The sequence below is a fragment of the Endozoicomonas elysicola genome (assembly GCF_000710775.1).
Lineage (GTDB): Bacteria > Pseudomonadota > Gammaproteobacteria > Pseudomonadales > Endozoicomonadaceae > Endozoicomonas > Endozoicomonas elysicola.
Map to the genome: position 1 here is coordinate 3,474,466 of NZ_JOJP01000001.1, position 14,541 is coordinate 3,489,006.

A 14,541-nucleotide genomic window follows, 5' to 3' on the forward strand; every position below is an offset into this window, starting at 1 on the left:
TTCCATCAAAAAATATAAACGGCAGTGGATAGGAAGTTTTCAGAACCTCCTGAATGGTATTCTCTCACCTGGAAGAATGTTCCATTTTATAAGCAGCAAGGAAAGCGGCCCCGGAGACAACAGCTTGCCAATGACGCTCTTTGACAAAAGCTGCGTATTTTTTCTGTGTCATTTTACAATCTTCAGTCAGCAATCCAGAATCACCAAAAGCAATAGGCATCTGTTCATCCCATTCATTACGATAGCCAGTGAAATAGTCATGGTGATAATCATAATCCCAGAAAAAACGCCATTGCAGGGTACACCCGGGAATGTTCTGGTCCAGTGCTTCTAACGTTAACAGCGCTGTATTATTAACAAAAAACAGAACCGGATTTTTTTTTATGGAAACACGTCCCCTATTGGATGCAGGGTCGAGTGATATCAACAGTTCATTTGAAAACAGCCGCTGGCACAATGAGTCCCTTTCGGAGAGCTGATTAATCTTTTTTTGGATTTGCTGATAAGCAACAGGCCAGGCGTCCACAGCGTCGTGAATCATTCTCGGGCCAAACATCCCCGTCGCCCCCAACAATAAAAGTGGCGGTAAGGGCCCGTGAAATACTGGCATAACATGCGCTGGCACAGTCACATCTTCAATAAAATGCAGTGCACTACCGGCAAGATCCGTACTGAACCGATCAGCAGCTCTTATATCACTTTCAATATCTTCCAGCATATTTTTCATAGAGCGGTTAATCAGGCCATATCTCTGCCTGCTTTCCAGGTGAGGGTTATAAAAATGCCAGTTAAACATCCTTTTCGGAGCCTTGGTCAAATAGGTATCTTCTCCGGCATCAGCATCAGCAATTTCCAAAGCGGCCTTATCATCAATGAAGAGATTGTACGTTTCATCAGAAAGGCATTGATTATAGAGTTTGACGGACAGGCTTGAGATTAATTGATGCTGAGCAGGCTCATAGGCAAATGACAGTGAACTGAAGCAAAGCTCCAGACAAAGAACAAAATAGACAACCTTCATTGATAATCATGACTCTGAAATATTTATTGTAAGAAGCTGACCAAACAAACTCCCTTTTCTAGTACAGCAGCATTAGGGCCTGTTGACGTTTCGTTGCGAGGGTCAGTGGCTTGAAAAGTGTCATATGAGCGAAAGACTTGTGCAGCTCGTAGTTATTCTACGTCAAGCTAGTCTGACAAAGCAGATGGCTCTTTTCCAAACCACCCGAAGAGCGTATCAGGGCGACCCGATACGCTGAGCACGCAACGAAACGTCAACAGGCCCTAGTCATTAAAGCAAAGAATTTTAATCAGGCAATCATAAATCAATTTCAAAAAATATTGATTCCAGATAGGAAAAACCCGGAAAGTAGTTTTCCGGGCTATCGATCAATGTGATTGGGCAAATTCGTCACACATTCATTAAATGGGTATCAAGAGCATGAAATACCTGCTCAGGCTCTTGTCGCTGATTGAAGCAGTTCTATGCGTCTCTTCATCATATCCTGGTGTGAACCTTCCCGGATCACACTACCCAGAGCCTCAGCGAGATGCTCTTTTAAGTGTTGTCTTAAACTCCCGGGCGTCTCATCGGATGTATATCTGGCAACAATCTGCTCAATGGCAGTCGTTATCAGGCTGGCAGAATTCAGTATTTCAGCCGCAAATTTCGGTTCGCCCGCTTTGAGTGCGGCAATGGCCTGCTTCAATTTCTCCACCACTTCTCTATTCTGCTCATCCTTGGTCTCAGCTTCTCGCCGGGCTTCTTGTAACCGCTCTAAAAACTCAGCATTGGACAGTGCCTCCAGCGACAGAAATACCCCTCTTTGTGTTACAGCGATGCCTTCAAGATATTCTTCCCTTGTTCTTACCAATGGGTTCAGATCAATACCTAACCGCTCAGACAACAGACTTAACCGTACATGTTCTGGTATTCCATAAAGATCCGCTGTATGCAGATCACCGGAGGTCGACTCCCCCTTACTACTGCGATTGAGAGAAACAATATCATCAATAACTCTTTGCAGTACCAGCGAACCTATACTCCCTGCAGACGGTAACGCAGTGGAGGCAATGATACTCAGCGCCTGAAGTGAGGGTGATTGCTCTGCATCAGGCGCCTGCTGGATGGACTCTGCCAACTGCCTGACGTTACTTTCATATATGCCTACCGCACCCTGTACATCCGGATCAGCTGCCCCTGTTACCCCAGCCTGAACCTTAGCCACTACATCTTCTAATGGAGAAGACGAAAGCCCCCTGACATCTGACGATTGTTGAGCCGACTCTTCCAGTGCTCCAACACCATTATTGTCAGAGAAAGCCGGTGCCTGCTCCCGTGAAGACAGAAGCCCCAGCGTATCCCTGGCTGCCTGAGCTTTCGTCTGAAGCCCTTGAATGTCTTCAGATGAAACCGCCGTTGCATCTGGAAGAACGGCTGGCAGTGTTGGAACAGAAGTAGCTGGCGAAGAGAGAATACTTTCAACCGTATCTGGACGACCTTGAGAAACAGAATTTGTTTGCTCAAAACCCAGTTTAACCTTGTCACCCGCCTCTTCTATCATCGCTTTGGCTACGAGTTCCGCCGGTGACAGTTCCAGCTGCTTTGCCTGTAACTCCCCGGATCCTGATACTCCACCCATACACAAACTCCTTTCAGTGCATTGAAAGCTCTGTCATGATTTTTTTAACCCTGATGACATCAGGGCTGCTGATATCTGACTCCCTGACCATTTGCAATGAGGCCTGATAGGCAAGCCCTGCTTTTTGATACTGATGTAAAGCAACATAGCAATCACCCACATAAATCATTGGATGCGGGTTATTGGCATCAAAAGAGACAGCATAAAGGTAGGTATCAATGGCTTGACCATACAAGTTCAACATTTGCTGGCAAGCGCCAAGACCAATGAAAAAGCGAGGGTTCCATTGACTATAAAGACAGAGGTATTGAAATAGACGAGCGGATTTTACGAACTGACCATTATTATATTGCAAATAGGCCAGCTCATAGACGGCCTCCTGTGCCTCATCACTAATATTGCTGGCTTCAGCCAGACTTCCTCCACGATCGAGATAGTCCCCCACAATAGCCATTGTCTGGGTATCAGAAGCGCTGAGCAATGAATCATTCATATACTGCTTCCCTGCAGATTAGAAACACGAGTTATTCTATATAGGTATAGCATTTACCTGTAATAACATGGCTTCTAATGACACTACCCCGCCTCCCATCCCCCCTCTATACAACCTGTAACCCACTGAAAATAAAGACATCTTAAACCAGCATCAAAAAACAGAGGCAAAGTAATGTTTTCAACCGGCTAAGGCTCCATCACCCTCCTCTGAAATTGACACTATTGATGAGTTTTTATCTGATTCGTAAAAGAACACCTAAACCAAACCATATAGCTAAATCCATTAAGTTAAATGAACAGATCTTTTGATATCTAAAAAAACAAAGGAAACTTGTAAGATTAAGAAGAAAACAATGAGGACTTGAAAGGAAATTTGGTGATAAGGGAGAAACCCTAACCCTTGAAATAAAGAAGACTCCATTATATATCAATAGGTTAAAACAGATCAAAAAGTAAAAAAAACCACTGGGGTTGTTAAAAGTGAGCATTGGTCAATTTGGTATCCCGGAAACTTTTGCAACCATAGTTTGTCGTAATAGTAGGTGCGTGGGAATGAAGAGCATAACGGGATTTTAACCCGTAACACCTACTATCCGGCAACCACTTGACTGAAACCAAGCGTAACTTTAGTGGTACTTAGGTAACTTTTTGATGTCTAGGGCTTTAAAAATAACTACTCACACATTTAACCCACCACCGCCAACAAAACAACAAGATGAAAGGAATTAGATTATGCTCGAGGGAAGCGCCTCTCTACAAAGTCCGACAGGTTCAATAAGTCAACCTGTAAAATCTACAGATGCTTTTAATTTAGAATCAATTAGTGAAGCATTAACCCTCAATCTAGGCTCAGTAAAAAAAATTGATGGAAAACCTATCATTCAGGTGAAGTCTGATGAGAGATTGGTTTTGGAAAAATTCCGCAATGGTCAACTGTTAGCAAGAATGCTTTGTGATTACACTAATGAAAAAAAACTCCGTTTCGATCGTCTTATTGATGAAATTAGTGAGCTTAAGGCTATAGGACATAGGAGAGTCTCATCAACAACCTTTCTTGACCCTAGACATGGAATGGATTTATACCGACATATGGGGTTGCTGTTAGATGCTGAAAAATGCCGTGTTAGACATATAAATACTGCCGATGCATCAATGTACCGATTAGGTGATAACAATAAATTTTGTACATGGAATAGGAAGCTTAACACTTATACCTGCTCCCCACATAATAAAGAAAATGAGGTAAGCTTTAGTGGTAAATTTCGAACCGGCGACCGTATGGGATTAAAGATAGAAAGCCTTGAAGTTTTACGTAAAATCCCTCTTGAAAAATTGGCAAGAAAAGAAGAATTAATTCAATTGAATGAAGTCGTTGTAGATTATAATCAAGATGCCATATTAGGTGTTATTGCTACGCCAGAAATAAAAGTAATGTCAATGTTAAAACGTATGCCTTTATTCAATTTAAAACAAGATTGTATCGGGATGCAGTTGGAAGCTGAGAGAAATGGCCTAATTGTTTCTAACTCATTCCTATATGACCCAAAAGCGAATACGCTAACGAGTACTACAGAATCAGAAACACCTGTAAAGCAGCCGGTATGATGCCCCCCTGGAAGGGGTTTCATAAGACTATGGAAAGTTTTTAATTCACTGTTATCCAGTTCAAAAATAACTTAGATTCCTGTTATTTAGTACGGTTAACAGGCTTCCAGATACACTAATCCTGCGCCCGAATCATTTGGTCTAGTCTAACCATGTTTGCCAGGGCGAATAACATCGACAGCTTGCCATCATTTTTCCGCAGTCCCCGATAATGGGCTTTGATAAATCCAAACTGGCATTTGATGATTCTGAAGGGATATTCCACTTTGGCTAGGATGTTGCTTTAAGGTATTCCGTTTTCAAAATGACTTTATTGATTCGAGGATATTTCCTGAGTTTCTTCAACTTGCCTGGTTGTTCGGCTATACGCCACTGTACAGCTTCTGCATTGAGCTCTTTTCGCTTCTCAGCCCCCCTGTAGCGAGCATCGGCAAAGACAAAATGTTTATCACCGTGCAACAAGTTACTGGCTTGATTAAGGTCATTTTCATTGGCGGCTGTTGTCACCAGACTATTGGTCAAACCTGTACGCGCATCGACAACAATATTTGCCTTCATACCGAAATACCACTGGTTACCCTTTCTGGTCTGGTGCATTTGGGGATCTCATTGCCCCGTCTGACTCTTTGTCGATGTCGGAGCTTCGATGATCGTGGCATCGACCAAATTGTTGATCCATGGCTAATCTCCAGTAAGGGCTGAGTAGAGATTAGCTTATTATCGGGGACTTAATCGCAGACTCCCTGGTATGGTGGGTCTGCCAAACTTATATACCCGCTAGTGCAATACAGTACAAACATCATTTTACGTGGATCATTTTTCACACGAAATACATAGAAAAAAGTATCGCTTTGTTGGTTTTGATTTTTATTGGCTAATCCAAAGTTGCTATTTCTTCGTAAGTTGTAATGACGATTTAATGGGGCTATAAAAATGTTTTCGTTCCTCAGAAGTAATCCAGCAAAAAAACTAAAGAAGCGACATTCTGCCTTGCTAGAAGAGGCAATGAATGCCCAAAGAAATGGGAATATTAGGAAATACTCTCAACTGACTGCAGAAGCTGATGAGGTCTATAAGCAGATCCAGCAGTTAGACCAACCTGATAATTAGTAACATTGACCCAATGTTGCATCATCTTGCCGATGTAGCTAAATAGTACGTCGCGATGAACTTACATAACCTAGGCCGGTAACGTTAACTTACAGAAGTCTAAACAGTCCCATATATCCATAAATACCCGTGTTCCAAATTTGGCTCAACCTGTTTTCAGAAAGCAATGAATAAGATAGGGAATCAATGATTTTTGTCGAGAGAATAAGGTTTTTTTTTCGTCGACCTTTCGTTAAAAGAAAAAGACAATGGTCGTAAAAAGAGCTGTTATAGAAAGGGAAATCAGGGACTTACAAAAGGGATAATGGCGGTGAGGGAGGGATTCGAATCCTTGCAACACTGCAAGAACTATTTAAATATCAACAAGTTAGAGTGAATCAGAAAAACAAAAAGTGTCCATTTGGGTTGTTGAAAGTGGTTGTTGGTCAGTTTGGTGGACACTTATTGGACACTTTAATAATTATTTTTCCGGTTAGATATGCAGAGGAGAAGTCCCTGCGTTAAGCTGGATCGCAGTGTCCACTATAGCGGGGCAAGATCATGTGGAAGTGCGAAGCACAGGAACGAATTTGAAGCATTTGTTACATTTCGGTGTGATGTTTTAACCATGCAGTTGAATATGCATATGCTAAATACAGTGTTATTCCAATTAGAGGTAAACTTACCAAGTAAGCTATATTTCCAACCATTTCATAACGTTTAATAAATACAAAGCAAATAAGCACATAAAGATATGGTGATATTTTCTTTGAAAAATAGTTGATAACCCTAAAGAAATCTGACTTTAGTTTTAGAGAAAATAATTTGTTAATTTCAAAATTGTCACTATAAACGATATTTAAACTATCAGTTTCATTGCTCTCAAATTTTGTACTTTCTAAATTGTTTAGAGTAAAAAGGAAAACTATAAACCCATTGAGAATAGTTATCCCAGTTAAGAAAGGTTCAAATCCTGGCTCCCGAACATACCAAATAAAACAAGCTAGCAATGAAACCAGAGAAATTAATATTGATATTTTCTTCATATCCGCCGAATTAAAAAAGATTAATTGTTCTTTGTTAAAAATGCAAAAATTTAATTTTTGATCCAATACAAATACATTCGTATAAAAGATAAGCAAACTTATATCGGTACTACTCGTTACGCTACTATTGCTTTGTACAATTTTCCTGATTTCCAGATATTTTTAAAAATCTACATTATGATTGTTCTTTAGCAACAGGCTCCATTGCAGCCCAAAACCATGCAAAAATTGCAATTAAGGTACTAATTCTAGTATAAGATTCTAAAAACATAACCGAAATGATTGAGAACACCGCAATCAATACACTAATTAATGCTGCAATGAGAATTATTTTTCTATCTTGGGTATATTTATAATTTAAACTATATATTCCATAGAGGTAAGTAATTACAGCTGATATTGATATAAAAACAAAACTAATTTTTGTGGCTGAATATCTATTAACTCCATGCATTACATACAAATGAATCCCTACTGCAATAAGGAATACAAAAAGCCATTTTTTTAAAAAATTGGATTCTATCATATCTGTTTTTTTGAAGAGGCATAATGCTCGCGTGTGGGGCGCCGAAGGCATCCCAAGAGCGAAGCGACGAATACCACACACTTGTTAGGCATATACACGGAATAAATAACAGCAAGAACGCTAACTTTCTATCACTATGACCCCCAGATTTCTATAGTTGCATTGCTACCAGTTATTCTTTCATACATAGGTATTGTTAGTTCATATATATTGTTGTTAGATCTATTTCTATCGGATACCTGTGAAATGCTAAACCCAGGTTGCGCTAGAATAATATTAAAATCCCATAAACTAACTCTGTAATTATCGTACAGCTCATCTAAGCCCCGTTTTGTACCATATACAATGCGTGAGTTCTTAGCATTCGCTAACCTCTGATGTATGCGTTCTAAAAGTATTGGGGAAGAAACCCAGTGAATACTCCTCATTGCTTGAGCAAAAAGTTCATCACAGTCTGATTTTCGGCAACCAGGGCTGTTGCTTCCAGAAAATTTACAGTGTATAAAATTAATGCTTGATTTTTTTTGGTTAAAATAAATCAGGTCGGCAATTTCATGTGCTCCATCATCAAGAAAAATTATATCCTCTTGAGATAATGATGGCCTTAATAACTCAATTGTGTGATTGATCACTGGTAATTGATTTGAAGGGCTTTCTATATACGCTTCATGGCGAATATTACAACCAGCCCAATTTTTTTTCTTCCAAATATATCTTGGTAACTTTTCAATTGATGTGTTTGGCGTTACTTTGTTCTTGCCAACAATGATTGATCCATCTGGAAGTGAAAGTGAAGGAGGGTATTCATTTAGAACATCTTCGATGTTTTTTTCAATTAAAGTATCTTCTCTTCTCTCAGCGAAAACTGTAATATCTTCTGAATTTTCAATTGTCCATGGATTTTCATTGTCGAGGTCAAAAAGAAAGTTCAATCTTAAATCGTCAATTCTAATGACGCCTGTAAGTCTCTTGTTATCTTCTAATGATTGAGGGGTAATAATTGGTGTGAAGTTTCTGATGGGTTTATTATTCGGACTGCTTATAGTAACAGTATGAGCCTTGAAGAAAATAGCATCGGGAATTATTGCCATCGGGATTTCGTTAATAGATGTGGCAGGTTCACTTTTTGCTAAAAATGATAGTCCAGGAAGGTTTGCTATCATTGGCCCATCATTGATCAGTGTACATAATGTATCACACCAATCTTTAAATTCTGTTGCTGTACCTCTTCTCATGGCCCATACACGGCCTTTTCGTGTTGCTATGCCCCAAGTATTATCTTCATCCAACCTTAAAACTGCATGACCAGTAGCGAATACTCTACCTTCGCTTAACCTTATTGATGCCTGTACTGATGATCCCATAAAAGTTTTATAGTCAGGGTGTGAAGAACCAGATGAAGTGGAATTTTTCATTCCTACCATGACATAGTCACTTTGAGAAAATTTAGAAAGTGTTTTAAATAGTTTCCCATGAGTTAATCTAGATAATTTCATATTAATGAGACTATCTTTAAATGAATCAAGAGCTTTTTCACTCGTCGTAAGCTCAAACAAAAGATTGTGTTCGTGGGCATGATATATGATATGTACATCAAGCAGGTCTTCCACATATATCTCTCTTGAAGCCCATTCGATGGGTTTGTTGTAAGCTGTGATTACAACAATTGGAGCATCTTCACTCTCTTGCTCATAGTGTACAATTTTGAATTTATCCGAGTTGCTTGATATTTGATCAAGTAATCTAAAGTTATCTGGAGTTGTATACACTAAAGCGCTGAAGTAAACGCTTAGCTCAGGCATAAGAAAGTCTTCTTCTTTCGCTTTAGTTGAACTGTAGTGTCGTGCAAGCTGCATTTGCTCATCAATGATTTGAGGTATTAATTGGCTCCATGATGAGTCAGATTTGTATAGGCGCCTTACTTCACCACGAACAGCATCTGTATTTGCTATTAATTTGGCTGGGCCTTCTTGGTCTGTTGGAGTTCGGCAAATTCTGCCAAGAAATTGTATCGTATATGGGATAGATCTTGGAGTTGAATGTAAAACGGCGATTTTCAAATTTGGAATATCTAATCCTTCGCTAGCAATTCCTACACACACTAGCCCATCTAGATCTCTATTTTTTACTAGTTGAATTAATCGTTCATTAGTTGATGGGGATCTGTCCGAGTGAATCACATCGACCTTTAAACCTTTGTTATTATATAATTGCATCAATCTTTTAGCTGACTCGATTCTATCTGTTCGTATCAAAATTGAGCTTGAATGATTTAATGTTCTCTCCTCTCGAAATACATTGATTGCGGTTTCGATGAGTGATTCATCTGAATCATGTCGGTGATTGCCAACGTTCTCACCTCTAAATTCAATAGGTCTTAAAATGTTTTTTTCTAATGCTTGACTTAATGAGTAATGATAAATCAACTTTGCCACCATTCTCTTTCTGTCTCGTCTAAACGGAGTGGCGGTGAAGAAAACCTTTAGTTGGTTTTTATAAAATTTAGATAAGGCTAACCATGTGGGAGCTGGTTCGTGATGGGCTTCATCAATGAAAACAGCATCGATAAGTTCGGCAGGAATTGGGGCTAACGCTTCAAAATAAGGAGAAATACTGTTAGGGTGAGCAACTATCACGTCATTCGATTCTAAAATATCTACCCATTCTTGTCTGGTAGATTTTCTATTTGTTACTTCGTATACAGGAACTGACGGAGCATTATCCTCTAAACAACTTGTTTTTTTTAATATCTCAAGAACTTTAAACTGATTTGAAATTTGCCTTCTTAAAATTTTAGAAGGAGTAATGATTAATATTTTATTTAAATTTAATTCAAAGCACGCAGCCATCATAATGGCAGTTTTACCAGAGCCTGTTGGCATACTAATTAGAGATGCAATCTCATTAGTACCATTTGTTTTATAACTCTTTAGAGCCCATATTGCACCTAATTGGCATTCTCTTAATCCTATGCCAGGGTTAGGCTCTAAATTGAATTTGTTTTTATGATCAATGAAATATGGCATAGTGGTTTAAATATATTGCTGTGTTAATCAAATGCTATGACGATAATAAGTTCATCGAGTTGGGAATACACTGGTTATGGCGATTGATACTTATTCAAGCATGCTGGTGTTACCCACGAAAAATGGCGCTTAAATTGCTCCGCAATTTGAGTGACAGTTTTACCTGTCCGCTTGCAGGCACTTGTTGATATGACTTCCGCCGTCAAGCAGGTTGTTTGAACTGAATAAAAAACTCGTTATACAACATGTTTGATACTCGAACCTGAATCAACGACGGCTGACAAGCTGATATACGTGGGCTGGTTACCACTTTTCATGTATCCGTCGTGTGAGCCTGCCTCTCTCTAGGATCGAGGGTTCGACAGTTAACTGCCTTACCTCCTAACAAGACCGAGGACTACTCACAGGCCGGGGTTGCAATATCAGAACAGGTAAACCTCCAGATCTTTGCAGAAGAGCCTTTTTTTACTTCTCCTCTAAGCCTGCTGCCCCGATTCAATCAGCCCTTTATTCACGATCTCCCACATAAAGGCCGAGAGTTCTCTTGCTATGGCAACAACGACAATATTCTTATTTTTAAAACGGGCTGTCAGAGTTCGATACCTTTTACATAATCTCAACTGGGCTCGCCAGGCAATTTCCCTGACCGGCTCTGGCAAAAGCTAGCCCGCGTTTAATTCGGAGGCCAGTTTTTTACCACTCAGCGGGAGTCATAGTGTCTAGAGGTATTTACATACGTAAATGAAGTTTTGAACTAATACAAGTAAAAAACATGAAAAGCCAATAGTATAAAATACAAACATTAATAAGCGCGCCTTTGATCTGAGCACTTTATAAGTGTCAAAAACATAATAATATGTAGCCTTTAAATTTTCTTTAGGTATTCCTGTTTTAATAACACTCATTGGAGTAAGTGATTCTTTAGTTATTTTACTACAATCACCTGTGTATTTGAGATGATGTTTTAAGAAGTAATCTTTAGTTTTGTCACTAATAATATTAGGAGCCATACCCGCATCATCTCTGTACGCAAAAAGAAAGCCTCTAATTAGTGAAGTTTGATCTCTTCCTGATTTCTCCCAATCTTCAAAACTTTCATACGCATCAATCATTTGAGGACAGCGAACTAAATAAATCAAACTTGCCGCTGCGAAACATACGGCACTAAAGTAGAATAAAGACCAACTGAATGGGAGTTTTAAAGTAATTTTGAATGTAGCATTCAAAATCGTTACTAAGATTTCATCCCCAGTAGCTTCAAATACCTTTGCTAGCATTGGCACTAGGAATAACCACCAATAGCTAGATCGAATAACTTTACTTTTACCTAACGACTTTAGAGAATGCCAATTAGGAACATACTTCCACATACCCTTTTATACCTCTAACGCTTTGCTAAGCGGCAATAAAATAGCTGGCTAAAATTAGCGAGGAACGAGCAAAAGCCAGCTGTTTTTGTCCGTTTAAGCAACTTGTTATGTGTTCAGTTCTTGGGCTATTTCTCTAGCTTTAAGCAGTGTTTTAGAAATTGGCTTAGCTAAAGCTGAAAGCAATTCGGATTGTTTGGTCATAAATTCGCGAGTTGGTTGCGGGTTTTCCACACCGTTAGATGATTGTTCTGCGATTAGAAATAAACCATCTGATACCCAACGAGTAAAATCTTCAACAACTTCGGATAGCTCATGATGTTCTACCAATAATTCAGGCAAATATAATGATTGAATCATATTAGCTTTATCAAAACACTGCGAGTCATAATCAACTTTTGCTCCAAACAGTTTTTCTAGCATCTCATTGTTTAGGCTGTTGTTTAACGCGGAAATATGGAGAAAATATTCTTCTAATTTTTGCCGTTTTATCAATTCAAGCTCTTTTTTTCGCCATGTATCATGTTCAATTGCTGTTTTGATTGACTCTGAGGTTTCAGTGGTTATAGCCACCTGTTTTTCAATAGTTTTTAAGCTTGATTCAATTGCTAGATATTTTCCTTTTTCATTACCTGCGCCTTTAAATAATGAAGCTATGTATGCTCCAAGCGCGGACAGCAAAAATATCAGTAAATAGAAATACCAATTGTGAATAATCGTCTCGTTTAAAATTTCTAGTGCTAACTCTTTTGTCATCGAACTTATCGGCTTACTCAAATTTGAAGGAACACATAACGCCCGCATATGGGGCGCGAACGTAGAGAGCGTCCCGCACCATGCACTTGTTATGTGTTTCCGAACCAAAATGTTGGGTGCAGTAGCATATGTGTAACTCCAGCCCCTAAAATAATCATTGTAATTAAACTGTATACAATGAAATCAGAGTAAACCCTTTGCAAAAGCCTTCTAATGCCATAGCCAATAACTGTTAATGAGAGGAGGAACAGGCACAGACCAAATAAAAAGGAGGGGCTAGTGTATTTTCCAAATTCACCAATTATGAATAATGGGCCAATAATTGCTCCAAGCCAACCGACTACAGCAAAGACGGCATTGCCTTTTGCATTTATGAATACTACGTATGGATCTTGATTCATCTTTATTTACACATAACGCTTATTAGTGCGAATTCCGCTTTACACTTTGAACACCAGCACGAATAATTTCACTTTATAACTTTCAACTGATTGAAAATCATCCATTTTTAATACGATACTTAATTAAGCCGTACTAGCCATGTTCTGGTAAAGCGAGAATGGGTATTAATCGAGAATCAAGATTCGCGATAAAGATCCAGAGGCTAAAATTATTTCTCTAAAAACATACAGATAAATTTTTTACCACTATTTATCGATAATTGTGGGTACGCTATATACTCTGGAAATTCAGCAAAATCACCGATTTCTTATTATAACTGTATGCTCATACAGCAGATTGAGAGTGGTGAGCATCAGGCACACTACCGTCCATCACTTGTTCTTCTGCCTTTTACTGACATCAGGGAGCAGGGTATGAAATAGCTCAACAACAACTTTTGTGATGAAATATTTTTCGATGGTGTAAACCGTTGCTAATAAAAACGGCACTAAAGTATCAGGTAAAGCAGTAGAATTAAAGACAACCTTCACTATTAATCCATCGTCTTATACTTATAGCTCATCACTTGGCAATCAAGGCTCTACTCCGCGCTTCCATGTACTGGTTCAACCTTAATCTGGACTATATTCAGGGGTTTGAATCTATATGTCAGGTTTATTCTGAATGCCTACCTCCTGCTGAATACCGGTAATTTTGAACAACACCAGACTTAGTCCAATAAATCTGTTGCCTCTACGGACAAAACATTTTTTGGACACGTCCTTACTTGTCGTTCCTGGACAAATTACATTCAGCAAACGAGGTAAGACATCATGAAAACACTCACTAACTCAATGCTCTGCATCCTGACACATCTGACCAAAAACCAGCTTGAAACCAAGCGTCATGAAATCGCAGAACTGAGCCAATACACCACCAAAGTGATCCGCGAAAGTTATAATTCCGAAGTCGATGAACTGGTTGCCATCCTGGAAATCCTTCACGACTTCCTGAAAAATCAGTCCTCACCGGAGCAACCGACTCGCTCTACCAAGAAATAACAGGTTGGGGTTTATCCCCTTTCTGTTATTGGCTATATGCTGTATCCCATCAGTATTCTCTCTTGGTAGGATTCCCGTAGTCGCTCAATCAGCTAATTTTCTGTCGTGTTATTTTTCTCATAGTGCAAAGCAATATCATCCCAGATCACGCTCCCCTGTAGCTCGCTAAGCACCCTTTTGAACTTCAATCCCTTTCTCGCACAGGCTGACAGGAGGTTGCCTATATAGAGCTGGTAGTTCTTGCCTGAAAAAGACGTAGCTTTCTTATAGTACCGTTTGTAATGAAGGTTTTCTTTGTAGGCGGACTCAGGGTATTTGAAGACGATATCTTCCAGCAGGATTGTCCAGATCGGATCAAGGTAGTTGCTATTGTATTTGAGCTTGAAAGACCTCAGACCATAATTCCATAGTGCCTGTATATGCTTGATGACCTCGGAGTAGGTGTTCATTTTGACGCCAATTTCACCAGTTTCTTTATTGCAGGTTCCCAGGGCAAACTGCTGGATCACGGAGTGGTGGAATCGTACCTCAAACCGGAAGACATCAG

At 39.3% G+C, this 14,541-nt stretch carries 14 protein-coding genes and 2 pseudogenes; 3 read left to right on the top strand and 13 right to left on the bottom strand.

The genetic code is table 11. The features are described 5' to 3' along the window. Nucleotides 1–64: 64 nt before the first annotated feature. From GV64_RS14980 to GV64_RS14990, 3 genes are all read right to left on the bottom strand, one after another. Nucleotides 65–1,021 (bottom strand): hypothetical protein, encoded by a 957-nt coding sequence (locus GV64_RS14980; RefSeq protein ID WP_020584456.1) that lies wholly within the window; start codon nucleotides 1,019–1,021, stop codon nucleotides 65–67. Nucleotides 1,022–1,454: 433 nt separating this feature from the next. Then, a complete protein-coding gene (locus tag GV64_RS14985) occupies nucleotides 1,455–2,642 on the bottom strand; it encodes a hypothetical protein (protein WP_020584455.1) in 1,188 nt (395 codons plus the stop codon). Nucleotides 2,643–2,655: 13 nt separating this feature from the next. Then, complete coding sequence (locus GV64_RS14990; RefSeq protein ID WP_020584454.1) at nucleotides 2,656–3,135, bottom strand: SycD/LcrH family type III secretion system chaperone; 480 nt, start codon at nucleotides 3,133–3,135, stop codon at nucleotides 2,656–2,658. Between the two features lie 734 nt (nucleotides 3,136–3,869). On the opposite strand from GV64_RS14990, the gene GV64_RS14995 reads away from it, so the two are divergent. Continuing rightward, entirely contained in the window at nucleotides 3,870–4,742 is an 873-nt protein-coding gene (locus GV64_RS14995; protein WP_020584453.1) for a hypothetical protein, read from the top strand. Between the two features lie 115 nt (nucleotides 4,743–4,857). On the opposite strand, the pseudogene GV64_RS15000 reads toward GV64_RS14995, so the two are convergent. After that, nucleotides 4,858–5,408, bottom strand: a pseudogene (locus tag GV64_RS15000) (IS5 family transposase); the annotation flags it as partial. Between the two features lie 267 nt (nucleotides 5,409–5,675). Between GV64_RS15000 and GV64_RS24760 the strand changes: the two are divergent. Then, complete coding sequence (locus GV64_RS24760) at nucleotides 5,676–5,852, top strand: DUF6435 family protein (protein WP_020584451.1); 177 nt, start codon at nucleotides 5,676–5,678, stop codon at nucleotides 5,850–5,852. Between the two features lie 581 nt (nucleotides 5,853–6,433). Here the strand turns inward: GV64_RS24760 and GV64_RS15005 are convergent. The 8 genes and pseudogenes from GV64_RS15005 to GV64_RS25315 all read right to left on the bottom strand — a co-directional run bounded on the left by GV64_RS15005 (nucleotide 6,434) and on the right by GV64_RS25315 (nucleotide 13,484). Then, nucleotides 6,434–6,943 carry a hypothetical protein gene (locus GV64_RS15005; RefSeq protein ID WP_152554076.1) on the bottom strand — a complete coding sequence of 170 codons (510 nt, stop codon included), beginning with the start codon at nucleotides 6,941–6,943 and terminating at the stop codon, nucleotides 6,434–6,436. 109 nt (nucleotides 6,944–7,052) lie between these two features. Beyond that, nucleotides 7,053–7,403, bottom strand: coding sequence for a hypothetical protein (locus GV64_RS15010; protein ID WP_020584449.1), 351 nt, complete (start codon nucleotides 7,401–7,403; stop codon nucleotides 7,053–7,055). Nucleotides 7,404–7,537: 134 nt separating this feature from the next. Further along, on the bottom strand, nucleotides 7,538–10,429 hold the full coding sequence (locus GV64_RS15015) for a DEAD/DEAH box helicase (RefSeq protein WP_020584448.1): 2,892 nt from the start codon (nucleotides 10,427–10,429) through the stop codon (nucleotides 7,538–7,540). Between the two features lie 476 nt (nucleotides 10,430–10,905). Beyond that, nucleotides 10,906–11,088, bottom strand: a pseudogene (locus GV64_RS25925) (IS110 family transposase); the annotation flags it as partial. A 60-nt stretch (nucleotides 11,089–11,148) separates the two neighbouring features. Continuing rightward, nucleotides 11,149–11,799: a hypothetical protein gene (locus tag GV64_RS23885; protein ID WP_020584446.1), complete on the bottom strand. Its 651-nt coding sequence runs from the start codon at nucleotides 11,797–11,799 to the stop codon at nucleotides 11,149–11,151. 105 nt (nucleotides 11,800–11,904) lie between these two features. Beyond that, nucleotides 11,905–12,552 carry a hypothetical protein gene (locus GV64_RS15030; RefSeq protein ID WP_020584445.1) on the bottom strand — a complete coding sequence of 216 codons (648 nt, stop codon included), beginning with the start codon at nucleotides 12,550–12,552 and terminating at the stop codon, nucleotides 11,905–11,907. Nucleotides 12,553–12,641: 89 nt separating this feature from the next. Beyond that, the gene (locus GV64_RS15035; protein WP_020584444.1) at nucleotides 12,642–12,953 is read right to left on the bottom strand and encodes a hypothetical protein; all 312 of its coding nucleotides are present in this window, start codon (nucleotides 12,951–12,953) and stop codon (nucleotides 12,642–12,644) included. 372 nt (nucleotides 12,954–13,325) lie between these two features. Then, a complete protein-coding gene (locus GV64_RS25315) occupies nucleotides 13,326–13,484 on the bottom strand; it encodes a hypothetical protein (RefSeq protein WP_157237097.1) in 159 nt (52 codons plus the stop codon). Between the two features lie 282 nt (nucleotides 13,485–13,766). Here GV64_RS25315 and GV64_RS15040 point away from each other — a divergent pair, with 282 nt between their 5' ends. Beyond that, a complete protein-coding gene (locus GV64_RS15040) occupies nucleotides 13,767–13,994 on the top strand; it encodes a hypothetical protein (RefSeq protein ID WP_020584442.1) in 228 nt (75 codons plus the stop codon). Between the two features lie 92 nt (nucleotides 13,995–14,086). Here the strand turns inward: GV64_RS15040 and GV64_RS15045 are convergent, their stop codons facing one another. Beyond that, on the bottom strand, nucleotides 14,087–14,503 hold the full coding sequence (locus tag GV64_RS15045; RefSeq protein ID WP_020584441.1) for a hypothetical protein: 417 nt from the start codon (nucleotides 14,501–14,503) through the stop codon (nucleotides 14,087–14,089). Between the last annotated feature and the right edge of the window lie 38 nt (nucleotides 14,504–14,541).